This is a genomic window from Hyphomonas sp. ske169, assembly GCF_056850855.1.
Window position 1 is genome coordinate 1,008,939 of sequence record NZ_CP096146.1, and the last position, 24,771, is coordinate 1,033,709.

Here is a 24,771-nt window from a genome sequence, read left to right on the forward strand (position 1 = left end):
CGTTAGCTATAATCGGCAATCCGGCTCAGCAAACGCCCGCGAAACTCAAAGAAGCTTGCGCCGCGGATCTTAACGGTCTCACCGGCCTTCACGCCATTTGGCAGGTCCACTGCGGCTTTACCCTCAAACTCAATCTCAGCGGCCGCCTTGCCTTCGCCGATAATGATGCTGATCAGGCGCTGGCGGCGATAGGAAAACGCATTGCCTGAGAGACGCGCAACTTCGCCCATCTGTTCCCGGCCTTCCAATCGCATCGATTGGCTCGCGTTCGAGATATTCTCGAAGATCACATCTTCGGTGACGCAATCGAGCATGCCCTCGATATCGCGGTCATTATAGCTCTGGATGTATCGATTGATGATGTCTTCGTGCATTGCCGCCACCTCTTTGCCACTAAATCGTGTTTAACAGATTCTTTTCAACAGGTCCGTTTAGTTGCACTGCAATAAAACCCGTGACATAGGGGCGGACGAATTTCTTGAAGGAGACGAGCAAATGGCTTTGCGCGTGGCAGTTGTAGGTGCAACCGGTAATGTTGGGCGAGAGCTCTTTAACATTATGGATGAGCGCAACTTCCCGGCCGATAAGGTCCATGCGGTTGCGTCTCGGCGTTCAGTTGGTCGTAAGTGTTCTTATGGCGATAAGACCCTGTTATGTGAGGATTTAGAGTCCTTCGATTTCAGCCAAGTCGACATGGTCCTGATGTCTGCGGGCGGTAGCGTCTCCAAAGAGTGGGCCCCTAAAATCGCTGCAGCAGGCGCGATCGTGATCGACAATTCGAGTGCTTGGCGGATGGATCCAGATGTGCCGCTCGTCGTCCCTGAAGTGAATGGTGAGGCCGTCCTCGGCTATGGCACGAAAAATATTATCGCCAATCCAAATTGCTCCACCGCGCAATTGGTCGTTGCCCTGAAACCGCTTCATCAAGCCGCCGGTATTAAGCGCGTCGTCGTCTCAACCTACCAATCCGCTTCTGGCGCAGGCAAAGCCGGAATGGATGAGCTTTGGACACAGACCAAAGGCATGTTCGTCAATGATTCGCCGACCCCGGACGTGTTCTCCAAGCAGATTGCTTTCAATGTCATCCCTCAAATCGACGTGCCAATGGAAGACGGCTCGTTCAAAGAGGAATGGAAAATGCGCATGGAGACAAAGAAAATCGTCGACGAGTCTATCGAACTGGTCGCCACATGTGTGCGTGTGCCCGTCTTTGTCGGGCACTCTGAGGCCGTCAATGTCGAGCTGGAAGATCCGCTAAGTGTCGAAGATGCCCGCGAGTTGTTCCGCAATGCAGACGGTGTTCAATTGATCGACAATATCGAAGAAGACCAATTCATCACGCCCGTCGATTGCGTCGGCGAATGGGCGAGCTATGTCAGCCGTGTCCGCAAAGACCCAACGGTTGAGAATGGGATCATCTTCTGGAACGTCTCTGACAATCTCCGCAAAGGTGCCGCGCTCAACGCGGTCCAGATTGGCGAAGAATTGATCAAACGTGGCGTGCTCGCCCCGGAAGCCGTCCCCGCTTAGTCGCGCCATAGATGAAACGCCTGCTCTTTGTTTGCTTAGGCAATATCTGCCGGTCGCCAGCCGCAGACGGGATCGCTCGCGCGATGGCCGCCGAGCGCGGCCTTGACTGGCAGATCGATAGCGCCGGCACAGGTGGGTGGCATATCGGGAACCCGCCGGATCCGCGCATGATCGCCGCCGCCGCTGCCCGCGGCATAGATGTATCGCTCCTCCGCGCCCGCCAAGCGGAGCCCGACGATTTCAGACGGTTCGATCATGTGTTTGCAATGGATCGAAGCAATTTGGCCGATCTGCAAGCGATACAGCCCGATGGCCTGCCGGCGAGCTTAGACCTATTCCTCGGCGATGAGGACGTTCCAGATCCTTATTATGGCGGCGATGATGGGTTTGATCAGGTTCTGGACCTGATTACCACGCGGATGAAAACGCTGTTCGACGGGCTCGATCAAGCCTGATGTAAAAACCCCGAAAAGCTCCGCTTTTTCCCCTTGCGCGCCCCCCTGTTTTGCGGTTTATGGCGGCTTCGGTCGCGAGATAGCGTCCGACATACCCATTAGGACGCGGGCGTAGCTCAGGGGTAGAGCACAACCTTGCCAAGGTTGGGGTCGTGAGTTCGAATCTCATCGCCCGCTCCAAAACAGCTTAAAATACAAACTACAACACCCTGTTTACACAGGATTTTTTAAGTTCTTTGATCAGAAAGATCTCTTTGTAGCCCAATTTGGGCTACAATTAGGATACAAATTGGGCTACAACTATCCCATGTCTGACACGCTTGTTACAGAAAAATACCTGAAACGCAGGAATGGCTGGTTTTATTATTATCGGCGTGTTCCGACTGCCCTTTTACCCTTCTATTCCGGAAAATTCATACGCGTCGCGCTAGACACAAAATCACTCGAAGTTGCTAAAGTGCGACGAGACGAATTGGCTGAAGCCGACGATGACTATTGGGCCGAACTCAAACTGTCTCTAAAGCTCGAAAAGCTCGGCGAACGTATGGACACCAAACATGCCCGTTCCCGATATGAGATCGCAAAAGCACGCGCCCTGGCAGCGGGCTTCAGGTTCCGCCCGATGGACCAGTTGGCCGATCCCTCCCAAATCGAGGACATCGTCAAAAGGGTCCTGGCTGTAGATCAAAATCAAACCTCAGACGGACGCCTTAACCCAGTCATGGTTGATGCTGTGCTTGGCGGTGTTGACGAACCGGCTGTAAGTGTCAGCGAAGCGATGAAGATCTATCAAAACGAGATCATGATATCGAATCTTCGCGGTAAATCACCGGCACAACTCAAGCTCTGGCGGCAGACGAAAGATCGTTCACTCAACTATTTTATCGAAATTATCGGCGATGTTCCAATCGGTGAAATAAGCCGAGACGATGCGCGCGCTTACTTTAAATGGTGGAACGATCAAGTCGTCCCACTCGATCCCGATCAGAAACCGAAATCACCCAAAACCGCGAATAAGCATTTCGGCGACATGCGAGACCTCTATCACAAGTACTTCACATTCGTCGGAGAAGAGGATCGCCAAAATCCGTTTCGCAATTTGAGCTTCAGAACGAAGAAGTCACAACAGAAGAAGCGTCTTCCATTCAGCCAAAAATGGGTTCGCGAAAAATTCCTCGCGACCGGCGCTTTGGACGGATTGAGTCCCGAGGTGTTTCTCATAACGTGCATGGCGATTGAGACCGGTTGCCGTCCAGGCGAACTGATCAACCTCAGACCGGAAGACATTTGCTTAGAGGCTAAGGTTCCACACCTCAGAATTGCTGAACGTGATGATCGACAACAAAAAACCGATACCGGATCTATTCGTGAAATCCCGCTTCTCGGCGTTGCGCTTGAGGCGGCGAAACGTGCGCCATCTGGCTTTCCGAAATATCACGACAAGATCAATGCATTCTCTGCGGCGGTGAGCGCTGCGTATGCGAGGCGCAAACTGTTCGAGACGCCCGATCACGTCTTCTACTCATTCCGGCATTCCTTTGAAGATCGCATGAAAGAAGCTGGTCTCGATTTTGAGTTACGCATGCTGATTCTGGGTCATGAAAATAAGCGCCCAGAATATGGAACTGGCGGCTCCATGACCTATCGCGCCAAAGAACTTGGTAAAATCACCCACCCCTTCCCGAGCGATTTCTTTGACGCTTTCGACGCAGTTCACGCATCTTAGTCAAATCGGTTATGGCGAGTGTCTTCTTTATCAGCTCAGCACGTGTCTCGCGGCGTTTTACTTCGCTATCCAGGATTTCAAAAAGCGGGGCATATTTAGGGTCATGCGTCGAAATAATTTCGGCGACGACATCGCGGGCGTGCCTGACATCCTCGTCAGTGACCGGCATCATCCCCACCGCTTATCTGAAAACGATCGGTCGATCCCGGTGCGTCCGATTGCAGCTTTCTGGCAACCTGAAGCAAAAACTGATCATACCGCTTTATCCCGAGAGCCTGAGCCGCATCTCGTGCGCCATCCGGTATCGGCTCCATCCGGGTGAGCCAGTAAAGCACGAACTGACAAAGCGTCTCGAGACAGACTGCGATATCCCGCTCCATTGCACTCTGGCGAATGTCGAACTTATCCAGCCGATCAAGTAAACGCTCTTCCAATCCCAGCTTTGAGTCAGGGCAAAAGTACGCGCGCAACGCTGCTTCAATGATGGCCGTTTTGCTCACGCCGGGGCGCCGTGACTCCTCGTAGAGCAATGCGTGCAGATCGGTTGGAATATGAATGTTGATCCGTGGTTTTGTCATGTTCAATCCATGGGGAAGAAATCGTCATCATCGCTGCGATCCAAAGCGGCGAGCTTTGCGCGCGTATTGGACGGCTCTTCGGCTCCATCCTCGGCATCTCTCTCGCCGCCTTCGTGGGTCGAGCGCTCGATCGCCACGTCAGCGGATCGGTCCGGAAGCTCCAACTGCAATTGTTTGCTCGACGTCTCCGCCGCGGCCGTCAGGTTAAACGCAGGAATGTGTGAAGCGCATTTTGGTATCTGGGCGTTCGTCCGGCTCGAAGCATCCAATACTCGCGAGACGAAGTTTCTGTCTTTGAAATAGCGTAGTTTCTTCGCTCGAACGGGCGGACACCCAGCAACCATGACAATCTCTTCGTCGGGGGCAAGCTGCATGACCTCGCCCTGTGTCACGAGCGGGCGGCTGGTTTCCTGGCGCGAGACCATCATATGCGGTAACCAAGGCGCAAGCCTGTGGCCCGCATAGTTTTTCTGTGATCGAAGCTCTGTCTTTGTGCCGAGGGCTTCTGATACGCGTTTGGCAGTACGCTCATCGTTCGTGGCAAATGCGATCCGGACATGGCAATGGTCGAGAATAGAATTGCTCGGGCCATAGGCTTTTTCAATCTGGTTGAGAGATTGAGCGATCAAAAACGCGCGGATCCCGAAACCCGCCATGTATCCGAGCGACTCTTCAAAAAACTGAAATCGACCAAGGGCTGGGAATTCATCCAACATCAAGAGTAATTGACGTCGCCCGGCACCGGCCAACCGCTCGGTCAGGCGTTTCAGAATTTGATTTAATATCAGACGAATAAGCGGCTTAGTTCGTGAAATGTCAGAGGGTGGGATAACGAAATAAAGGGAGGTCGGCCGCGCAGCATCAACGAGATCATCTACGCACCAATCACCTGCGCCAGTTACGGAGGCAATGATCGGATCGCGATACAGCGTTAAAAAACTCATGGCGGTTGAAAGCACGCCAGAGCGTTCATTCTCCGACTTGTTCAAAAGCTCGCGCGCAACCTGCGCAATCGTATCTTTCACCTCATGCTGCGCATGCTTGGCTTTGAGCATAGCACCAAGCGTCTTTTCAAACGTCCGCGATGGATCGGATAAAAACCTCGCACAGCCGGAAAGGGTTTTGTCGTCTTCAACATAGAGAACATGCAGGATCGCGCCGACCAGCAGTGCACGCGCCGTTTTCTCCCAATGGCTGCTGCGCTCTAGGCTGCCTTCGGGATCCACAAGAATATCCGCAATGTTTTGGACATCGCGAACGACATTCATATCAAGGCGCACTTCGGCGAGAGGATTGTATCCGGGTGACGCAGGATCGGTTGGGTCAAACCGAATGCAGCGCGAGAACTGAGATCGCCATCCAGACGTCAGGTCCCAGTTCTCACCCTTGATGTCGTGAACAATGGTGCTCCCTGTCCAGGACAGCAAAGACGGGATGACAAGCCCCACACCTTTGCCGGACCGCGTCGGCGCAAAAGCGAGAACATGTTCGGGGCCGGTATGGCGAAGGTACTTTCCTTCCCACTGCCCGAGAAAGACCCCATCATTTTTCAATAGACCAGCCTTGCGAACATCACCCTCCTCCGCCCAACGGGCCGATCCATAAGTCGTGACATTGCGTTCGTATCGGCTGCGCCAAACCGATCCGATCACTGCCGCAACGGTGCCGAGCAGCCCGCCGCTTGCCGCAATCATTCCCGCTTTGGTGAAGATCTTCGGCGCGTAAGCCTCGTAGGCGTACCACCATTGGAACAGACGCCAGGGCTTGTAGATTGGCGTATCCAGTGCCACGAACCACGGCACACCCAAGGCAGGCTGATAGTCAAGCTGATAGGCTGCCCACTGGGTCGCGCCCCAGAGCGTTCCGATAATAATGGCGAAGACAATGATGATCTGACCGATCAAAATTTTTGCAGGGGTCATCGCGGGCTCACAGGCATTTCACACATGCGATGCAATCTGCTGAAACGCGGGCACAGAGCCTAGTTGGAGCGCAAGCAAACGCCTGCAAAACGAACTACCGGCTGAGCCCACGTGATCTATCGCGACCCATTGAAAAATTGATACCGGAGCGCGTGCGCTGAATAGACAGATCGCGTCCTCGTAGTTGAGTCAGGTCGCGGCGCCACGGCACCAGGGTGAATTCCTTACCATTACTTAGTAGCGCCATTCTGCCCTGCCCGAGATCCAGGTACCCCTGGTAGCGGCCTCGAAACTGATCACCGGTAGAAAGCGGCTGATAGACCTCTCCTGTCTTCAAAGCATGCGCTTCGGCGGCGGCGTTTAACTCGGCATGCGCCATGGTTTTCATGTCTGGTGATCCGCGAGCCTTCAGAACGAGGTGTCGTTTTTTAATTGCCGCTTCGAGAACCGGCCCCCGATTTTGATTGACGTTATCCAACCAGACAGGACCTCGAGACTCGATCTGATCGGCGATGCTGAGCCAGGACTTCACAGCGATTTGTGGGCCACCGCGGGCGCGTTCGAAAGCAGCAGCTCGTTTCAGATAATCATCTGGAATATCCCAGGTGCCATCCGAATGGCGTTCTACGTGACCGGCGCGGCGCAAGGTTTCGAGCCTTCGCTTATGAGCCTCACGGTAAGCTGCGGTTGAAGCTGGATCATATGAGGCGTGAAGGTCGGCCGAATAAAACCCGCCATTTCTCTCAGCTATTTGGGCGATGGTTCGATCTGCGGGTCGCGGCTCGCCCGCGCGATCCTGAACCTCGATGATGGCACCTTCCGGAAGCGAGCGGTCTTCACCGCCCTGCACGTGCCAATGCCCACCTTCAAAATCGCGAACAATAAGGAAGCGTCGATCGCGTAACTCGTCTTCCGGTCCCGATGTCAAAACCTCGCCCAGCACAGCAGTTTCGAGACTCGTTTTGTCGTTCCAAAACTCAAGAGCGTTCTTTTCGAGTTGCGCGCTATGCTCAGCTGAGAGGGATCGGATGACATCACCGCGTCGGCCCATCGACTTCAAAGTCTCGTCCCAACCCTGTTTCATCCGCCATTGCTGCTGACCGACTGGTTTTGCGAGATGTAGCTTTTGAAGGTGCGCCAGTCGACGCAGGCGCAGATTGCGATCGAAGCGCTCCCGTGTTCCGGACGCGGGCTCAATGACAATTCGGTGATCGCGTTCCAGTTCTGCGAGCTTGCGATCAAGGGTCGTGAATCGGTCGTGCGAGACCTCTGCTTGCTGCGCCCGAATGATCTCCAGGTCTCGACGCGGTCCTAGCGTGCGGGTGGCGAGCTCCTCTGCGCGTTTTCGAAGACCTTGGGTCAGATAGTTTCTCGCGATGATCAAATCGCGTCCTCGACTGTCACGACCTCGGATGACGATATGCGTGTGCGGATGCCCGGTATTGTGATGATCGACCGCGACCCAATCGAGCTTCTGACCGAGATCTGACTCCATTTTCGCCATTAACGCTCTGGTATTGGATTTGAGATCTTCGAACGCGTGCCCGTCCTCCGGCGACACAATGATCCTGAACTGATGGCGGTCCGATTGGCTGTTTTTCAGAAACCGACTGCGATCTATCTGTTCGCCTTCTCGGGTGTAAACATCACCGCCTGCACCATCGCGATCGACACCGTCTCTTTGGAGGTAACTGAGATGCGCTCGAAACGCCCCTGCTCCACTCTTACCACGCGCCCGTGCGATATGAACTTTGACGACCACCCGGCGCATTCGAAAGCGTGGCAATGAAGAGGCGGTAAATTTCACCGCACTGCCCCGGCCAATTCGCGCGCCCGTAAAGCCGGGCTTTCTGGGGCCACGATTCAGCCGCGCTGTCGCACGCGTGATTTTGCTGCGAGCGCTCCGACCGCTCCCACCCCCACGATCGCGGATCCTGCCAAGCCGAGGCGTAAAATCGAACTCCTCGCTCATGTGACCTGCACCACGCATGAGCCCTGCGAATACTGGGCATTCAAACGAACCTTGCACTGCAACACCGTGCAAAGGACACTAAAAAATCGATGTGCAGACAGTATCTTATGCGCCGGTTGGTGCATGAGCTTTAATCTTGCCCTGACTAAACCCGCCCATTCCGTCAAGTCCTGAATCGCTCGTCTGGGTCGCTTATAATCCTGATTCATATAGAGATTCCCTTATTTGGTGTGTTGAATGGCTCTGCGCCACTGACGGTCCATGCACTACTGCGTGCTGAAGCGCTTGGCGGCCTCGCACATGCTTTGGTTCGACAGGAAAGAACGTCCTCGAAGCACTAACAGCGCACTGTTTTAAAGCCGGAAAAATCCGTCTTCTGTGCAGGCAAGATAACGGGATCATCCCTTCCGCGGCCCGTCAGGGTCGCTTCCGCTTATGCGGAATTTCGTATGTTGTATGTCAGGTCATTTGATGTTCCTCGTTCTAAAAAATTTTGTGTTTTGATCAGCCCATCCGTGCTCTCAAACCGTCTCTGGAAGCGATAAAGTCGCTACCATCACGCCACATCCGGTGCAGAATGACAGCCAGTTTTCTGGCAAGAGCAACGCAGGCCCGGCGGTGTCCCAGACGGCGCTGAAGCCCTGTTCCCCAGGCCTTGAGAACCGACCAGCTCCGAACATTTGAGAGCATCGAATTAGCTGCTTCCACGAGCAGCCATCGTGTCTCGGGATCCCCGCATTTCGATACCCGGCTGTTAAAATCAACACTGCCGGACTGATAACGTTTTGGTGTCAATCCGAGATGCGCGCCAACTGTCTTTGAGCGCCTGAAGCGTGCTGGATCATCAATGCAGGATTTGTAGGAGAGTGCGGTTACAGGCCCCACGCCCGGCACTGTCATGAACCGCCTGCAGACCTCATCATTCCTGGCAATATCAAGCAGTAATTTGTGGCACTTCTGGAACTCTTCAAACAGCGCCGCGCGGGCCTTGAGCATACTGTCTGCCAGCGCCCGAAGCATCGGATCAGCATCGGCCAGTAAGGCACGCAAGTCTTCTTCGAACCGCCCGCGTGTTGTTCTGTTGAGCTTTACGCCGAAGACTTTGAGTGTGCCGCGAATAGCGTTCTCTACATCCAGAAACTTGCGCTTAAGCAGCCTGCGATTACCGAGCAGGACACGCATCCGGTGGCTTTCATCGCTTTTGACGTGAACTTGCCGGAACCAGCCGGTTCGCATCATCTGAGCGAGACCGCGCGCATCATTGCGGTCGGTCTTGTTGCGCATGGCCGCCAGTGCGCCAGCCATATGACGGGCTTCCACGATGATCGCTGGAAAGCCCTTAGCTGTCAGCTCATTACTGAGCCAGGGCGACAATGAACTGGCTTCAAATCCGACACGTTTCAACTTATGCCCATAGTGTGAGAGGACCAATGCAATAGGTTCCGGCTCAGTCGGAACACGGACCTCTTTGAGTGTTTTTCCATCCGCATTGACGATGCAAATATGCGTCTCTTCCAGCGATATATCCAAACCTGCAAAAACGATCATAACAGTTCTCCTTCTCGAAAACCGCCACAATAGCGCATACTGAAATGACCGGACTCGCGGCCGCGTGCAGGCGGGTTTAAATGAGCACTACCGGGTTCGCCCCTCAATTCCTGTCGTTTCCTGGCATCGCTTTGCATACGCTTGCACCGCTTCACCGCGGGACTTCAAAGAGGAGGACGGCAATGCCGTCCACGTCTTTCCGTTTTGTGACCCCAAAATAGCGTCCATCGAGCGATTTTGGATGTACGTTCAGTAGGAAGATTTCGTCTTCTGAGAGCATGCGACAGCCGCTCCAGACCGGTAAATCTCGCTGTAAATCGTCATGCTTAAGCGCTATAGCGCGGACCTCACCATTGATGAGAATGATCTCATTTTCACGGCATATTTTATCGCCTGGGAGTCCTGCTATCGCTTTTAAGAGAGGCCAGTCTTTGCCAACAAATCCGTTTTTTTGAGCCCACATGCTGGCATCGCTTTTGGGTGAAAGGACGGCCCAACGGTCATGCGTAATAGGGCCGTCTTTCACCCAATAAAGACCGATCGGCGCACTCGCAGTCCGGTTCCAGATCAAGCGCTTTTGATAGCCAAAGAACGGTGCGAGGACGAGCGCAGCAATCGCGATCGAGCCCACACCCAAACTCTGCCATTTCATGAGTCTTTTCGAATGCGCTGCGACGTCGAGGCATAGCTGTTTCGCTCTGACCAGCGGATGAGTTCAGGCTTTGGATAAAAGACCCGGGCGCCATGTTTGCGGTAGATGGGCCCTCGTCCTTCGCAGCGATAATGATCCAGCGTGGACCGAGTAAGGCGTAAGAATTTCGCGGCTTCCTGTACGGTCAGAAGCTCTGGCCAATCGCGAGACTCTGATTTTGGGTTTGTGGTTTCAGACATGATGGTTCTCCCTGTTTCGTCTTGGTGTCGATGGGAGAAAGTTGCGCGATTATGCGGGGAGTCGGGAGCGGAAAAATGAAGTGGATAGGTTTTTCCCCTGCTCGCTTAACCAAACACAACAACGTGAAAAACCGCGCCGAGAATGATCTCGGCGCGGCTCAGATTCAGCGATGTGTTTCGCTTAGTCGCGCGGGTTCCAGAGGATCACATGACGCCCTTTCTTACCTCTGACCGGGGCGAGGTTTGCATAGATCCGGCGCGGTCCAATCTGTGGGTCAGCCAGGGTAAGCGATACATATTCGCGGCCAGATGCTTTGGCTTTTCTGAGCCATCCTCCGCCGATTTCTGTGGTCGTTTCACCTGCGAAGATGCGATAATCGGGCTGTCCGTCAGTGGTCTTTTCCTCATTCTTCGCGATGCGGATGGAAGCTGACAGATTCATCATGGCGAGCATACCTTCAAACCCGGTTTTCGTTTCGCTGACATAACCAAGTGCGTTTGCCATTTTAAGTCTCCTTTTCGTTTCTTTGGCGTGTCTTCGGAAAAGCTTCATGCCCCGTCGACGCCGGACCTAAAGGCCGCTCAAATCGCCTTCTGAACCCATCGGGGCGCAGCGTCAGCGCAGCACGCGGGAGAACGGGAATTTTGCTGCGCGAGGAGGCGCGCCAGCGCCGGGGAAAATTCCTGCTTGGACCCGTTTCAGAATGCGGTTTCAGCGGCCAGGTCCTCCAGGCAAGAGACGGGTCTCGAGGCTAAAAAGCACGCTTAAGTGACGAAGGAAGACGGAGGCAAAGGATCGAGGCAGTCAACGCAAGACGAGCCGGACACAAAGTCCAGCTCGCTTCATTTAATCTGCATGGTCGCTACGATGCGCCAGCATTGATGGCGTCGAACAGTCGGCTAACACGCTTCCACGCATCAGCAGGGGGAGAAGGCGCATCTGCAACATATCGGCGGGGTGGCACCGACATCCAACCGGGTCGCCAGTCAGAATTTGGGTCGCAGCCGGTCCCATCAATTCGGATCGCGATGAGCTGTTTTTGAACCTTCGCGGTGTCAGTGCGGCATTTATCGGCAAGCGCTTTGGAGCCGATATGTTCGACCATGGCATTGATCGCGCGCTTGTCTCGGACCAAGGTCCAGAAGGCCTCGTCGGGTTGCCAATATGTAGATGGATCAGCCTCGCAAACATGCAGAACGGCTTCGACAACACTGCCGCCCGCTTCGAGGGTTTCAGACATGACATAGGCCACTATATCGAGCACGTCTTCGTCGCTCATCTGGAGCAAGGCGGCAAATATTTCGACCAGACGATAGCTATCAGAATTGCGGCGCGCTCGTTTAACTGCACCCTTGTCTTTGAATAGGGAGTCGACCTTTTCTCCAGCCGTTTGCGTCTCGCCAGTCGCCTTGCTCGCTTCCACGCTGGATCGCGTTTCGGGTTTTCGCGTTCGGCACTCATGGGCGCGAACGTCCCAAAGCGCGCTGCCCGTCATCGCATGGGCAATCATCAATCGAAGCGCGATGGCGGGGCGTTTCAGCAAGCTCGCTTGCGCGACGCCATGGCGATGAAGCAGTACATACTCAGCCAGCGGTGCGCTCATTTCTGGTTTAATCGCTCCCGTAGTGCCGGGTTCATCGCTAGAACATTTCTCCCGGCGCCGGGCCTCGGCTTGCGTGAGATACCCCTCATGAAATGTAACGGTTCCATCGTGGCGAATTTCGACAAAGACTTTCCCGCCCGCTTCCATCGCCGTCTGCACATGCTCCCATCTCTGGAAATACTGTCCGCGTTCAAGACAGATCACATCGCGCCATCCAGCATTTTTGAACGCATCGACTTTCTCAGAGATCGCCTTCGACTGCGCCGCCCAAAACGCGTCCGGGTCGGCAAACACGCCATGGTCTCCAAACAGGTCGCCGATGATCTCTCCTTCAAAATGCTCAAGCTCAAACAGGGCTTTGTCGGTCGTGATCGACACCCCGCCTGTCACCCAGGCGCGGCAGTTTCGCCCAATCGGAGCGCGCTCGTCTTCGCTATTGTGGAGCCGGATCCATTCTGCTTGTTGGGCTTCGCTCGCAAGGGTCAGCGCCCGGATCGTCGCGCGGTCGATTTCTTCTTCTGCATAGAGTCTCCGAATGGGCGCGATCAATGAGGCGAGCGCCAAAACCCGTCTGACCAGCAATTCTGTGACACCGAAGAAGCTCGCAATTTCGTTTATGCTTCGACCTTCGTCAGCGAGGCGTTTAAAGGCGGTGTATTGCTCCATCTCGCTCGCAGGCAAGCGCCCGATATTTTCGATGACGGAGGCTTCGATCGCAGCGGCAGCATCGTTCTCTGGCATCACTGCGCATGGGATGAGCGAGACGTCGCCAGTTTCTTTCGCGATCTCTTTCAGCGCGAAGAAACGACGACGCCCGGCAACGATGCCATAGCCTTTTCCTTCCTTGCGCACGAGCAATGTCTGGCGAATGCCTCGTTCGCGGATGGACGGTAATATGTCCGAAACATCCGGCTTCTTACGCCCGTGACGCATATTGAGCTTGCTGACCTTTAGCTGATCAAGCGGAATGTGTTTGAGCTCTGGCTGAGCCATAGCGGTCTCCTGTTCATTTTTTTTGGGGGGGGTGGAATTGGTCATCGACACCAGAAGACGTGCACTTCATCGAAATGCGTCTCTATGGTGAACACGTCGCCATTCATCGCCATGTCCTGGCCCATGCCGGACCAGTCGATATAGTACTGGAACGCATCCGGAATCTTAGGGCCGGTCTCTCGCGTCAGGTTTTCGGCAAAATCAGCGAGTGAGTTGTAGCAGCCCGCATAATCCTCAAAGGCCGCTTTGGCCTGTTCGAGATCACCGCAATAATGTTCGCAAACTTTTGCGCCAAGTTCGCCGCGTTCATCGACATACTCCGCTAAGTCGCAGACCCAGTCGAACCCGGCATATTCTGAAATCGGTGCGCCCTCGAACCCGTCATAGTCGTGGATGGCCCACTCCTCAGCACCCAGCTCAGGGCTCTCTTTCAACATCTGGCGCACTTTAGCCCAGATGTGATCTTGTCCCTTGTCGGCAGCTATCCAACGCCCGTGAAGGCGACCTGAATTATAGGCTGCCAGACATGCGACATAGATACGTGGGGTGTCCCTAAAAGGTGCTCCGGTGGTCCCGACAAGGGGTGCTGGTGTCTGCGGTGTTGCGCTCATATCTCATCTCCGTCGCGCCCCGCATTCCTTTCCCGGCAGGCGGGATGGGGCGGCAGGAAAGAGCGACAGCCAGAGCGCACAAGGGCGGACCGCAAGGGTTTAGGTAGGAGATGTCGAGACGATCTTAGAACATATCAATCCCGCTCCCCTTGCGGGTCGACCGCGCTCTGGCAGGCGCGCTGTCCGCCCCAGACCGACTGCTGGGAAAGGTCTACTTTTTTGAGACTGGTTAGGCTTCTTTTTCTGCTGGGCGAGCAATAGGAGACACAACAAATCGCTCCTGGCTTAAGTCATAGAACCCTAGTTTGCCTTGTCGATCTGCAGACAGCTCTCTAACACTTGCGGAAGACAAGACACCGGAGGCGATACCATGCTTTCTAACTACTTTGAGTATATCCGCCTCGAGGGCGACGGTGCGACAGCACAAGCCGTTTTCAAGAACAATTGGGGTATCGGTATTATCAAGCCATTCTCCCAGGAGATTCGCCACAATCGGGCCGAGTGTGAATCCATGCTGGAAGCGCTCCGATCAAATACCGGCACGGATGCGTCTCGGACGCGACAAGCATTCACCATCGCAACACAACGCCTGCGGGATGCTGGGGCATAAGCCAGCTGCGCAGTCGTGTTTCTTGGAACAGAACGAAAGCACTCATTGCTTTTATCTTCTCGTTTCCGAAGGGCGTTGCAATTCAGAGATTTATATAATCAATTCAAAGTACAGTTACGAAACAGGAGAGCGCTCGTGGGACTCCGGATCCAATTGATTGTCGTTTTCACGGTTTGCCTCGCAATGTGGTTTCCGCTGGGCACAGCCAACGCGCAATCGAGATTCATCCTCCATAACGCGGGAGAACTGATTCACACAGGCTCTAATTTCACAGTGCATTTGCTAGATCGGGGGGCTTATGATGATGACGAGCACTGCGGTCGATCTCAAACACTTTCACTTTCTGTCATATTTGATGTGGCCAACGACACCGAGCTGACTAAGCAATACCTGGGTGCAGCTCTACCAGAACCACTCTTGAAGCGCTTGGCTGCGCAGTACTGCCCAGATGCAGTTTCGGTTGGTGCGGCAATCTATTTCAAAGACCGGGTAATCATGAGAGATGGCTCAATTGGTGAAGCCGCAGAGGTTCGTGCCAATAGCGGAGAACGTGCGTTCTCGAGCTTCCATCATATGTTCGGATCGCCTTACTCGCCCTCCGTCAGTCAAACGCGGATGTTTGAGGGGGCCGCTTGGAACAATGTGCTGGCATTCAACAATCGCGGAATGAAAACCCAGGCTGAGATCAGCATCGCTGAACAAAAAGCCGCGGAGCGTCGTCAATTCCTCGCAGCAGCGGAAGCCCGAAAGTCGGAGAGAAATGCCTGGTTTCAATCCAACAAAGCGCTTTACAACTGGCCATTGGGGGATGGATGGGCGTTTGATGTTTACATGGCGAGTGAGCCAACGAAGCCAGCCCCGTCGCCTCGGCCTCTCGAGGAGGGGCAGAAATTTCCTTATCGTTCGTCGGTACTGCTCGCCTATGTTGAACGCGCACACAACAAATGCGGCTCCAGATCCCCTAATGGGACCGAGAATGTCAGCATCACGCTGACAAATCGTCAGACAGGAGGAGTTGAAGATCGCGAGACGATCGCTGTCGACCGCGCGCTGGTAGATCTCTATTCTGGCGCCAAGAATTCAGAGGGGCCTTACGATGTATACAGCCTGAGCACGATCAGGCGCCTGCAATCAGACCTCGATCCGCTATTTGCTCAGTGGTCATGCGAGGGGCCTGAGTTTTCACGTTTCATTCGCGGATTATCCAATTATCGCCGCGACTAACGCGCTGCGAACACGCCGTCATGTATCAGGACTTTCTGATCAGATTGCAGGTCGAATACAGTTATCCTTACCGAATAGCCGCCTGTAATCGCCGCATCCACCGCATCCATCACGCTTTGGCGGTCACGATAATTTTGGATGGCTGACTGGAACGACAACTCTCCGCCATGATAGTAGGCATTGAGCTGATGGTTTTGGCCTTGGAACGCAACTTCCGCTCGAATGGCTGGAACGGTTCGTGTCATCCCTCCGCGCTGCTCTTGCATCTGAAATGCGAAAGGTAAGCCTGCGAGCAATTCTGACGAAACATAGATACGACCGGCCTTCACGTTGTCATCACGATATTCGACTCCATCGATGAGGGCGGCACTCTCGACAGGCGTGTACGTTACGAAACGATCTACTGATCGCCGCTGTGCTTCGGACGTAGTGGACATCAGCAAGGCACATGCGGCCGCAAACAAAATAATTCTCATGAACATCCCCTTGTTCCAATCATTCGAATAAGGGCTGAGATCAATATTCAGTCAAGACTCAGTTCCACACCGCCTTATTTCATATCATCTCAGTCTCTCTCGGTTTCAGCAAAGACGACGAGAGCGGACGTCTGATTTGGGTTTGCAGCGGAGATTCGCCGAGAATTCTTATGGAGCTAGTTCCCAGATTGCGAACCCGCTGGAGCTGAAACAAGTGTGACCGCTTCGGTCATATTGATCTTTCAATTCCTAACAAAACATACGTTCCTGATCCGTATTTTTTGCCAGTTCGCAAGCCTTCGCCTCTGCTGCTGCGGCTTTGCTTTGATCCTTTGGAACGCCTTCACCTTTTCGATGCACTGCCGACGCCGCTAGGCACCCGTTTATGTCACCAAGATCGCACGACTTATGATAGAGGCTTACGCCTCGTTGGGCGTCACGCTGAACCTGCTTTCCCGAGATAAGATAGTATCCGGCTGTTCTACATGCGAGTGCATGGTCGCGCTCACAAGCTTGTAAGTAGTTGTCTAGGTCATCTTGATCCACGCCGTTGAGGCTTCGACCTATTTCGGCCAACTCGAAGTAAATCTCAGCTAAGCTGTTATCCGCAGCGTCCGACTGCGCAGAAGCGACCAAAATCGAGCTGAACACCATCGCTAACACTGAGATGATTGACATACTGCTTTTGAATTTGCTCATTCCGATACCGCCTCGTCTCACCGCTTTTGCCTGAACGAATTGATACCCGCGAACGAGAAAGTGTTCAAATCTTCGGCCGCTTGTCGATAACTCATCTAAACATCCCGAGCTTCAGCAGGCTCGCGGAACAAACGATTTGATCGGGCTTTTTCGGATGGCCGCCATTTGGTTGGCGGGTTTGGACGCGATGCCACTTGATCCCGCGCCGCACGGTTTTCCGATACGGTTCAGGAGCGGATATTAAGGAGTGTTAGGTTCTGACCGCTGGGCGAGCATCTGTGGACGGCGGCCCCTTGGCAAGAGATTTTAGTTGGTCATCTGCAGGTTGGCCGTTAGCGGGCATCTGTTCGGCCTATTCGAGCGGCATTCAGACGCCGCTGGCCATCATGCGTTCCGCAAGATGAGGTTCCTTACAAAAGCACGCACTCAAGGGTGCTTGCTCGCAGGTGGATTGTCCTCACTTGTTGAACCTACGGGTCTGCATGACCTCCTTATGCTCTCACCAATCTCGTTTGCGCCTGTTCAGCGCGGCGACTTTATGCCGGCATTAGCTTTGCCGGATTGAACTTCTCTCCTTTGACCATCAGGGCCCAGATCATGCGGCCCATCTTGTTGGCCATGGCGATCGCAACCACCATCATCGGTTTACGCTCGAGCAAACGGCTAAGCCATGGATGCTTCGTGAAGCCGAGCTGTTTCGCTCGGATGATCATCGACATCGCGCCAGTAACCAGTAAGCGCCTCAGCTCCGGGTTGCCCTTCTTGGTGATCTTCCCGAGCCGCTCTCGCCCGCCACTGGAATGCTGTTTAGGCACAAGCCCGACCCAGGCGGAGAATGCGCGACCGGATTTGAAGATCTTTGGATCGGGTACTTCAGCGACCACACGTGTTGCGATGACCGGTCCGACGCCGGGTATCGTTTCCAGTCGCTGGCAGATGGCATTGGCTTTATGGGCCTTGAGGATCTTGCGATCCGTTTCCAAGATTTGCCGCTTCACGTGTCGGAGCTCGCTGGCGAGCGGCAGCAGGCACTCCCGCGCCAGGTCGGGGATGCGATCATCCTGATCGTCAGCCAGCGTGTCGAGGATGGCTTCAACGCCCATCCGCCCTCTGGAAGCGACGATACCGAACTCAGCCAAGTAGCCCCGTAATGTGTTGATCAGCCGGGTCGATAAACGCACCCAATGATCGCGTACACCATGCAGGGCAAGGAGCGCCTGTTGATCTGGTGTTTTGATAGGAACGAACCGCATCGTTGGCCGGGTGACGGCTTCGCAGATCGCTTCCGCATCACGCATATCGTTCTTCTGGCTCTTGAGATACGGCTTCACAAACTGGGGCGCCATCAGCTTCACTTCATGCCCAAGTGCGCTCAGCTCACGGCCCCAATAGTGCGCTGTTGCGCAGGCTTCCATGCCGACCAAACACGGTTCCAACTGATTGAAAAAGGCGAGGACTCGCGACCGGCTGAGTTTGCGACGAACGACAACCTCACCCTCCGTGTTGATACCGTGAACCTGAAAAACCGACTTGGCTAAATCTAGGCCAATAACTGTGATACTCTTATCCATAGGCGTGCTCCTAATGTTGGCGGTGTGGATACCTTCACATTACCAGCTCAGTAGAGCTGGGTGGGGCACGCCGTCCACAGCATCAAAAGCGGTCGTAAGTGGCGTGGCGCACGATATAAGAAAGACGCTCCCTCAAATCCGAGCCGCTCCATACCGCGGCCAAGACCAGTTGATGGCAGCATTGCGAACGCTCGCGTTCACTTTGAGTAATCTAAGCTCTCTCAAGAATCTCGGTGATCGAGTTTGAAACCAACATTGTATCTTCAAGGCGTCTACCGTTCTAGGGGCACATCAAAGATCGGACCAAACCGATCGACCCAGAGCCGAACGTTTTCATGGCAAATTTCGATACCGCGCTCACGCATTAGGTCTTCGATATTACGCAGTGAAAGTGGAAACCGGACATACATCATCACTGCAAGCTGGATGATCTCGGGCGACGTTTTGAAATAGCGAAACGGGTTCTTGCTCATTAGCCGAGCTTAGAGCACTGCAGTTGAGGCTCTCTTTCCGCAGACAATTCCTCACTGTACGATGAACCTTTCAATTCGGCGCATACAACTGTGCAGCTATCTCTAGGGTTAGTCTAGCGAGCGTTTCGTATCCGGCATTGTTGTTGTTCAAGATTATTACTGCGCCGTTGTGCTCTGGGAAACGAGTGATCATGCTGGTGTAGCCAACAAGTTCTCCATTGTACGATTGGAATCCTGAGGTTTGATCGTTCTCGAAAGGTAGCGCGCCAACAGTCCACGCCATCGGAACCTCTGCGTTGAACATTTCGGCTTTGCTTCGAGCATTTAACAGAGTCTCGCCTTGCAATGCGATGTGCAGGCGGAAAAGGTCCCGCGCTGTCGTGTATTGTGATGCTGTCGCGCGAAACAAGCCAGGGTTCGCAATCGATATATGTGAATATGATCCGTCCTCTTCCCTTAGGTAGTTTTGTGCAATTGCCTTGTTGGCCGAGTAGATCTGGCCCGTATCCATCAATCCTGCCGGATCTAGAATATTGTCGGCCAGAACGACTTCGTAAGGGAAGCCGGTGACCCCCTCGATAACCATGCCGAGAAGATAGAAATTGGCATTTGAATAAAGGTAGTCCGTGCCCGGCTCAAACTTCAACGGCAGCTGGGAAATATCTTGAATCAGGGTTTCGTGAGTAAGTGTTCGCTTGTGCTCCGCGTCGAACCAATTGGGCAAGCTGGTGTAGTGCAATATCCCGGATCTGTTCTGTAGCAACTGGCGAATTGTGACCTGATCTGCGTACTCCGCCTGGAGTTCTGGCAAGTGAGTGTTGAGTGAATCTTCCAGATCCAGCATGCCTTTTTCTGCGAGCTGCAATGTCAGAATAGCTGTGAAACTCTTGGTGATTGATGCGATCGCAAAGCGACTATCTATGTGGATCGGGTCGTAAGCCAATTCTGGAATATTGAAGGCGCGCTCAAGCACGACATTCCCTGCGTCTGCAACGAGAACGGTTCCGGAGAAGTTTGTTTCAACCGCAAACGTTTCGACCATTTGCGCCAGTTCTGGGCGGTCCAGGGGAGCTTGCGCCTCGACGTCGTTCGTTTTCGAGTGGGCGCAGGCGGTAACAACAAGCCCGATAATTAAAGCCGAGAAATTCGCTATGATTCCGTTCACGGTGTTGCCTTTGTTCAGTTGGAGTTCTGATGACGCTTTGACAGAACTGAAAGCTCCATTTTACTCGGCGACATCAATGAGCGCCTTGGCGGTCCCAATGGCGTCTTTTGTCGTAGAGTCCGCTCCATGAAGGTGAGCCAGTACGATCGCTCCCTCCTTTACCATCAGCAACTGGCGAGCGAGCAGGTCGGCGTCCTTGAAGCCGGCTTGCTTCGCAAGCTGTCCAAAATAGTCTCGAACCAGTCGCTTGTGTTCAGCGGAGATATTATGGATGGGGTCGTCGCGATCCTGATACTCGGACGACGCCTTGATGAACATGCAACTTCGAAAATCAGGTTGCGCGAACCATTCGCCGAGCGCCACGAAGACAGCGAGTAAGCGCGCTTTCGGGTCCTGTTCAAGAGCCTCCGCACGTCGTATCAGCCAATTTCGAAACTGCTCGTCTCGTAAGCGGAGCGTTGCCAGGATCAGGTCGTTCTTGGTCCGAAAATGCTTGTATATCGCGGTTTTGGATACACCGGTTTCCTTGGCCAGTCGATCCATTCCGATCGCATGAAATCCGCCGGCGTAAAATGCTTTTAGTGCGTTTTGGACGAGGTCATCTCGTTTCGAAGCGCTCATATCTTACCCCTTTTGTGTAACCGATCGGTGAATGCCAGATCGGGTTTTCTATTGCAATCCATATCACGCGTTTGTGTGCATATGGTTAGCAATACGGTTGGTTTTCAGTTCTCAGAATAAACCAGTGACTCGAAAAAGGTTGACCGATCAGTACAAGCTTGATATCGACATTAACCGATCGGTAAATGTGCTGATCGAGTAATCAACAAAAGGGACGTAGAAATGACCAATCCAAGCAAATTTGTAAAAAGAGGCGCTGCGAGCCTCGCGGGGGTGGCGCTCTTACTAAGTGCCGGTGCGCCATTGGTGGCGCAGCAGGCTGTTGCGGATACCGCGACGAGCGAGCGCCCAGACCAGACTGTCTACTACCGTACGATCGAGATTGATGGCGTCGAGATTGCCTATCGCGAGGCCGGAGACCGATCGAAGCCGACCGTGCTGCTTCTGCATGGGTTTCCGACATCTTCCCAAATGTTCCGGAATTTAATCCCAGAATTGGCTATAGACTATCATGTTCTGGCGCCAGACTATCCTGGTTATGGCGCGAGCGAGATGCCTGGACGTAACGAGTTCGAGTATAGCTTCGAAACATTCGCTGATGTTGTGGACTCGTTCCTCGCGAAAAAGGACGTTTCGGAGTTTGCCGTCTACTTGATGGACTATGGCGCACCAGTTGGATACCGCGTCTTCGCAAAAAAACCCGAGCGCGTCACTGCTTTCATCATCCAAAATGGCAACGCTTATGATGAGGGTTTGAAAGAGTTTTGGGACCCTATAAAGGCGTACTGGACGGAACCCACTCAGGAAAACCGTGAAGCATTGCGCGGTTTGCTCACGCTGGATGCGACCAAGTGGCAATACATGCATGGCGTCGGCAACCCCGAAATGGTCAGCCCCGATAACTGGCACAAAGATCAGTATCTTCTTGACCGTCCCGGCAATCACGACATCCAACTGGACATGTTCTTGAGCTACGCAACGAACGTTGCCGAATATCCATATTGGCAGTCATTGTTTCGTGAGCACCAGCCGCCCACGCTTATCGTATGGGGCAAGAACGATCACATTTTTCCAGCTGACGGCGCTCACCCATACAAACGCGATTTGAATGATGTCGAGTTCCATCTCCTCGATACAGGACACTTCGCTCTGGAAGAGTATGGCGAGGTCATCGCGACTGAGATGATGGACTTCCTCGACCGAGAGGTCAGCGCGCGCTGACCGTTCCAACACACATTCTTGAATATTGGAGTTATTCATGACCCGCCCGAATACCAAAATGCACTCTGCCTTCGCAGCCTTGGCAATCGCCCTTGCGCTGACGGGATGCGCGGAAATCACCGCCAGTGCGCAATCGCCATATGACGACCCTGTGGAGCCGGCTTTGCCGCAATCAGAAATGCAGATCATTGCCGGTGCGACCGCGATCGTCATCACAGATCCTCAGATTGATTTTCTGTCGCCAGACGGTGTCACTTGGGGCGTTGTTGGCGAGAGTGTTACCGAGCACAATACGGTTGAGAATATCGGTCGTCTCATGAAGGCGGCAAAAGACAACGATTTGCCGCTGTTCATATCACCTCATCATTACTATCCGACAGACCATGGCTGGAGGTTTGAAGGGCCGCTGGAGAATCTCATGCATTCGATCGGGATGTTTGATCGAAAAGGCCCTTATTCTTTGGACGGCTTTGATGGATCCGGATCTGATTTCATGCCGGAGTATAAGCCGCACATCCATGATGGATCAACGATCATTACTAGCCCGCACAAGATTTACGGCCCAGAGCAAAATGATCTTGTGCTCCAGCTTCGCAAACGAGGTGTAAGCAAAGTTGTCCTGGCTGGTATGTCGGCGAACCTCTGCACGCAGGCGCATCTATACGAGCTTCTCGAACAGGGGTTCGAGGTCGCAGTTGTGCGAGATGCAACCGCAGCGGCAAAACTTCCGGAAGGTGATGGGTATCTCGCCGCGTTGGTGAATTTCAGGTTCGTCGCCAATGGCCTTTGGACCACCGACGATGCAATCGCCAAGATCGAAGAGGTGGGGTGAATTCGCCTCATTCGATTGAGCGCCTGCGCTTAAGCCTTCGAGGCTTGTTGTTTCCCCTCAGCGCAGGCGTTTTTCGTTTCAGTTATTTCGCAAGTTGCCTGCGCGGGGATGAGCAGAAAATTGCACCAAAAGAAAGACATGATCATGATCCGTCCTCCGATCCCCCCGTTCACGGAACAAACTGCGCTAGATAAGGTCGCTGCGGCTGAGGCCGCCTGGAACACCAAAGATCCAGATCGTGTTGTGCTAGCTTACACCGAAGACTCTGAGTGGCGAAATCGAGACCAGTTCTTGACGGGCCGCTTGGCGATCAGAAACTTCCTGACCGACAAATGGCGTCAGGAGCGTGATTATCGGCTTTCAAAAGAACTTTGGGCTTTTACCGACAATCGGATCGCGGTTCGCTTCAAATATGAGTGGCGTGACGCTGACGGTCAGTGGTGGCGAAGCTATGGCAACGAAATGTGGGAGTTTGACGCGAACGGTCTGATGCGAACCCGCTGCGCGAGTATCAATGATATGAGAATCGAAAAAGCCGATCGAGAATTGTTCGACTGCGTGTTCGAGGGTGAAGTCCAATGAGCGCAGAGTTTCGGTCAGAGATTTTTCATGCCGGTGAGCTTGCTGTCCAGGAACGTCTTGGTGTGCGGGATCAGATCGGGTCATTCGCGCCGCGCGTCGTTCGCGACCACATGCCAGAGCAGCACCGTTCGTTTTACCACGCGTTGCCTTTGTTATTCATCGGCGCACAGGATGATAAAGGCTGGCCTTGGGCAAGCATACTGGCGGGCCCCGATGGGTTTATCTCTTCTCCGGACAAAAAAATTCTGGAGGTCTCGTCTGCGCTGCCGCCTTTCGATCCGCTGCATGGGTCCTTATCCGTAGGGTCGGCGGTGGGCGTGCTTGGATTGGAGTTCCATAGTCGAAGGCGAAATCGAATGAGCGCCGAACTTTTGTCACGCAGCGAGGAAACGCTGCGGCTCGGCGTTCGACAGACATTTGGAAATTGTCCGCAATACATTCATCGCCGAACCGCGGAGCCAATCGATCCAGCTCTGAACCACAATGTCGATGCATCTTGCGATGCGGTTCTCGATGACCGCGCTGCGGCTATCATCGCAGCAGCTGATACTATGTTTATCGCATCGTCATTTTCTGACGGGTCACAAGGTCGTCAAGCCGGTGCAGACGTTTCGCACCGTGGGGGCATGCCAGGATTTGTCGAGGTCGTTGATCGAGAGACTTTGTGCTTTCCCGACTATGCCGGGAACAATCACTTCAACACCATTGGCAATCTCGTGATGGATCCGAGGGCGGGATTGTTGTTTGTCGATTTCGAGTCGGGCGGATTGCTGTTCATTTCTGTGCAGGCAGAGATCATCTGGGACGGGGTAGCAGTCGACACCGTAGTTGGGGCGCAACGGCTGATTCGGTGTCATATTCGGCAAGTTCGGTACGTCGAAAACGGGCTCTCTATGAAGTTCGGTTTCATCGACCACTCACCTTCTTTTCGATCGCACCCAAACTTTGAACCGAAATTGCGGGCTGGAAAGGAGAAGGAGTCATGATCCTGAACCAAATCACCATTCCATGTTTGGATTACACCGCATCGGTGGAGTTTTACAAAGCCCTGGGCCTGGTTCAAATTGTGTCCGCTCCGCCGAGATATGCGCGCTTTGAGTCTGCTGATGGACGGGGCGCAACGCTTTCCTGTCATCGCGTGTTACAGGGCGAAGCGACGGGCGTCGTGGTATATTTTGATTTTCCGACCCGTGAAGCGCTCGATGATAAGGTCGCAGAACTAAAATCGGTTGGTCTGACATTTCTACAAGAACCTGTGGATCAGTCCTGGGGCTGGCGAGAAGCGCGCATTTTGGACCCCAGCAACAACCAGGTCTGCCTGATGTATGCCGGTTCTGCCCGGCGTTTTCCAGCTTGGCGCATCGACGGTCGCGCAGAGTGATCGGAGTTGCTGGCCTGGCAATAAAATTTTTCAATCCACTCTCAAAATTGGAAGGACTACGAAATGTGTCGACCTTTACTAGCCAC

The 24,771-nt window shown here is 53.8% G+C and carries 25 protein-coding genes, 1 tRNA gene and 1 pseudogene; 11 read left to right on the forward strand and 16 right to left on the reverse strand.

What is annotated here, in order from left to right; genetic code table 11:
* Positions 1-2: 2 nt before the first annotated feature.
* A complete protein-coding gene (locus tag MY069_RS04825; RefSeq protein WP_482795942.1) occupies positions 3-374 on the reverse strand; it encodes a nuclear transport factor 2 family protein in 372 nt (123 codons plus the stop codon).
* Positions 375-495: 121 nt separating this feature from the next.
* Here MY069_RS04825 and MY069_RS04830 point away from each other — a divergent pair, with 121 nt between their 5' ends.
* The 4 genes from MY069_RS04830 (at position 496) to MY069_RS04845 (ending at position 3,711) form a co-directional block, all read left to right on the forward strand.
* Positions 496-1,530 (forward strand): aspartate-semialdehyde dehydrogenase, encoded by a 1,035-nt coding sequence (locus tag MY069_RS04830; protein WP_482795943.1) that lies wholly within the window; start codon positions 496-498, stop codon positions 1,528-1,530.
* Between the two features lie 11 nt (positions 1,531-1,541).
* Positions 1,542-1,985 carry a low molecular weight protein-tyrosine-phosphatase gene (locus tag MY069_RS04835; RefSeq protein ID WP_482795944.1) on the forward strand — a complete coding sequence of 148 codons (444 nt, stop codon included), beginning with the start codon at positions 1,542-1,544 and terminating at the stop codon, positions 1,983-1,985.
* A gap of 105 nt (positions 1,986-2,090) precedes the next feature.
* Positions 2,091-2,165: transfer RNA gene (locus MY069_RS04840), tRNA-Gly, on the forward strand.
* 127 nt (positions 2,166-2,292) lie between these two features.
* Positions 2,293-3,711 carry a DUF6538 domain-containing protein gene (locus tag MY069_RS04845; RefSeq protein ID WP_482795945.1) on the forward strand — a complete coding sequence of 473 codons (1,419 nt, stop codon included), beginning with the start codon at positions 2,293-2,295 and terminating at the stop codon, positions 3,709-3,711.
* A 155-nt stretch (positions 3,712-3,866) separates the two neighbouring features.
* On the opposite strand, the gene MY069_RS04850 is transcribed toward MY069_RS04845, so the two are convergent.
* The 9 genes from MY069_RS04850 to MY069_RS04890 all read right to left on the reverse strand — a co-directional run bounded on the left by MY069_RS04850 (position 3,867) and on the right by MY069_RS04890 (position 13,830).
* Positions 3,867-4,289 (reverse strand): ribbon-helix-helix domain-containing protein, encoded by a 423-nt coding sequence (locus MY069_RS04850; protein WP_482795946.1) that lies wholly within the window; start codon positions 4,287-4,289, stop codon positions 3,867-3,869.
* A gap of 2 nt (positions 4,290-4,291) precedes the next feature.
* On the reverse strand, positions 4,292-6,211 hold the full coding sequence (gene traG, locus MY069_RS04855) for an IncP-type conjugal transfer protein TraG (protein WP_482795947.1): 1,920 nt from the start codon (positions 6,209-6,211) through the stop codon (positions 4,292-4,294).
* A 94-nt stretch (positions 6,212-6,305) separates the two neighbouring features.
* Positions 6,306-8,018, reverse strand: coding sequence for a DUF3363 domain-containing protein (locus MY069_RS04860; protein ID WP_482795948.1), 1,713 nt, complete (start codon positions 8,016-8,018; stop codon positions 6,306-6,308).
* A gap of 669 nt (positions 8,019-8,687) precedes the next feature.
* Complete coding sequence (locus MY069_RS04865) at positions 8,688-9,731, reverse strand: IS110 family RNA-guided transposase (RefSeq protein WP_482795949.1); 1,044 nt, start codon at positions 9,729-9,731, stop codon at positions 8,688-8,690.
* Between the two features lie 151 nt (positions 9,732-9,882).
* Positions 9,883-10,383 carry a S26 family signal peptidase gene (locus MY069_RS04870; RefSeq protein ID WP_482795950.1) on the reverse strand — a complete coding sequence of 167 codons (501 nt, stop codon included), beginning with the start codon at positions 10,381-10,383 and terminating at the stop codon, positions 9,883-9,885.
* Positions 10,380-10,622, reverse strand: coding sequence for a helix-turn-helix domain-containing protein (locus MY069_RS04875; RefSeq protein WP_482795951.1), 243 nt, complete (start codon positions 10,620-10,622; stop codon positions 10,380-10,382). The genes MY069_RS04870 and MY069_RS04875 overlap by 4 nt, the downstream gene beginning before the upstream one ends.
* A gap of 181 nt (positions 10,623-10,803) precedes the next feature.
* The gene (locus MY069_RS04880; protein WP_482795952.1) at positions 10,804-11,127 is read right to left on the reverse strand and encodes a DUF736 domain-containing protein; all 324 of its coding nucleotides are present in this window, start codon (positions 11,125-11,127) and stop codon (positions 10,804-10,806) included.
* A gap of 358 nt (positions 11,128-11,485) precedes the next feature.
* The gene (locus MY069_RS04885; RefSeq protein WP_482795953.1) at positions 11,486-13,219 is read right to left on the reverse strand and encodes a ParB/RepB/Spo0J family partition protein; all 1,734 of its coding nucleotides are present in this window, start codon (positions 13,217-13,219) and stop codon (positions 11,486-11,488) included.
* Between the two features lie 41 nt (positions 13,220-13,260).
* The gene (locus MY069_RS04890) at positions 13,261-13,830 is read right to left on the reverse strand and encodes an antirestriction protein ArdA (protein ID WP_482795954.1); all 570 of its coding nucleotides are present in this window, start codon (positions 13,828-13,830) and stop codon (positions 13,261-13,263) included.
* Positions 13,831-14,200: 370 nt separating this feature from the next.
* Between MY069_RS04890 and MY069_RS04895 the strand changes: the two genes are divergently transcribed.
* Positions 14,201-14,440, forward strand: a complete 240-nt coding sequence (locus MY069_RS04895; RefSeq protein WP_482795955.1) for a hypothetical protein — start codon at positions 14,201-14,203, stop codon at positions 14,438-14,440.
* 135 nt (positions 14,441-14,575) lie between these two features.
* Positions 14,576-15,664, forward strand: a complete 1,089-nt coding sequence (locus MY069_RS04900) for a hypothetical protein (RefSeq protein WP_482795956.1) — start codon at positions 14,576-14,578, stop codon at positions 15,662-15,664.
* On the opposite strand, the gene MY069_RS04905 is transcribed toward MY069_RS04900, so the two are convergent.
* The 6 genes and pseudogenes from MY069_RS04905 to MY069_RS04930 form a co-directional block, all read right to left on the reverse strand.
* Positions 15,661-16,140 carry a hypothetical protein gene (locus MY069_RS04905; protein ID WP_482795957.1) on the reverse strand — a complete coding sequence of 160 codons (480 nt, stop codon included), beginning with the start codon at positions 16,138-16,140 and terminating at the stop codon, positions 15,661-15,663. The two genes, MY069_RS04900 and MY069_RS04905, sit on opposite strands and share 4 nt — an antisense overlap.
* Before the next feature lie 249 nt (positions 16,141-16,389).
* Positions 16,390-16,839, reverse strand: coding sequence for a tetratricopeptide repeat protein (locus MY069_RS04910; RefSeq protein WP_482795958.1), 450 nt, complete (start codon positions 16,837-16,839; stop codon positions 16,390-16,392).
* Between the two features lie 536 nt (positions 16,840-17,375).
* A complete protein-coding gene (locus MY069_RS04915) occupies positions 17,376-18,410 on the reverse strand; it encodes an IS110 family RNA-guided transposase (RefSeq protein ID WP_482793972.1) in 1,035 nt (344 codons plus the stop codon).
* Positions 18,411-18,685: 275 nt separating this feature from the next.
* Positions 18,686-18,883: pseudogene (locus tag MY069_RS04920) on the reverse strand (IS6 family transposase); the annotation flags it as partial.
* A gap of 70 nt (positions 18,884-18,953) precedes the next feature.
* A complete protein-coding gene (locus MY069_RS04925; protein WP_482795959.1) occupies positions 18,954-20,048 on the reverse strand; it encodes a serine hydrolase domain-containing protein in 1,095 nt (364 codons plus the stop codon).
* Positions 20,049-20,108: 60 nt separating this feature from the next.
* A complete protein-coding gene (locus MY069_RS04930) occupies positions 20,109-20,669 on the reverse strand; it encodes a TetR/AcrR family transcriptional regulator (RefSeq protein WP_482795960.1) in 561 nt (186 codons plus the stop codon).
* A gap of 222 nt (positions 20,670-20,891) precedes the next feature.
* Here MY069_RS04930 and MY069_RS04935 point away from each other — a divergent pair, with 222 nt between their 5' ends.
* The 5 genes from MY069_RS04935 to MY069_RS04955 all read left to right on the forward strand — a co-directional run bounded on the left by MY069_RS04935 (position 20,892) and on the right by MY069_RS04955 (position 24,685).
* Positions 20,892-21,890, forward strand: a complete 999-nt coding sequence (locus MY069_RS04935) for an alpha/beta fold hydrolase (protein ID WP_482795961.1) — start codon at positions 20,892-20,894, stop codon at positions 21,888-21,890.
* Between the two features lie 37 nt (positions 21,891-21,927).
* Positions 21,928-22,722 carry a cysteine hydrolase family protein gene (locus MY069_RS04940; RefSeq protein WP_482795962.1) on the forward strand — a complete coding sequence of 265 codons (795 nt, stop codon included), beginning with the start codon at positions 21,928-21,930 and terminating at the stop codon, positions 22,720-22,722.
* Between the two features lie 144 nt (positions 22,723-22,866).
* Positions 22,867-23,304 (forward strand): DUF1348 family protein, encoded by a 438-nt coding sequence (locus MY069_RS04945; protein WP_482795963.1) that lies wholly within the window; start codon positions 22,867-22,869, stop codon positions 23,302-23,304.
* The gene (locus MY069_RS04950) at positions 23,301-24,290 is read left to right on the forward strand and encodes a flavin-nucleotide-binding protein (RefSeq protein ID WP_482795964.1); all 990 of its coding nucleotides are present in this window, start codon (positions 23,301-23,303) and stop codon (positions 24,288-24,290) included. Before MY069_RS04945 ends, MY069_RS04950 begins: the two co-directional genes overlap by 4 nt.
* Entirely contained in the window at positions 24,287-24,685 is a 399-nt protein-coding gene (locus MY069_RS04955) for a VOC family protein (RefSeq protein ID WP_482795965.1), read from the forward strand. Before MY069_RS04950 ends, MY069_RS04955 begins: the two co-directional genes overlap by 4 nt.
* The last annotated feature ends 86 nt before the right edge of the window (positions 24,686-24,771 follow it).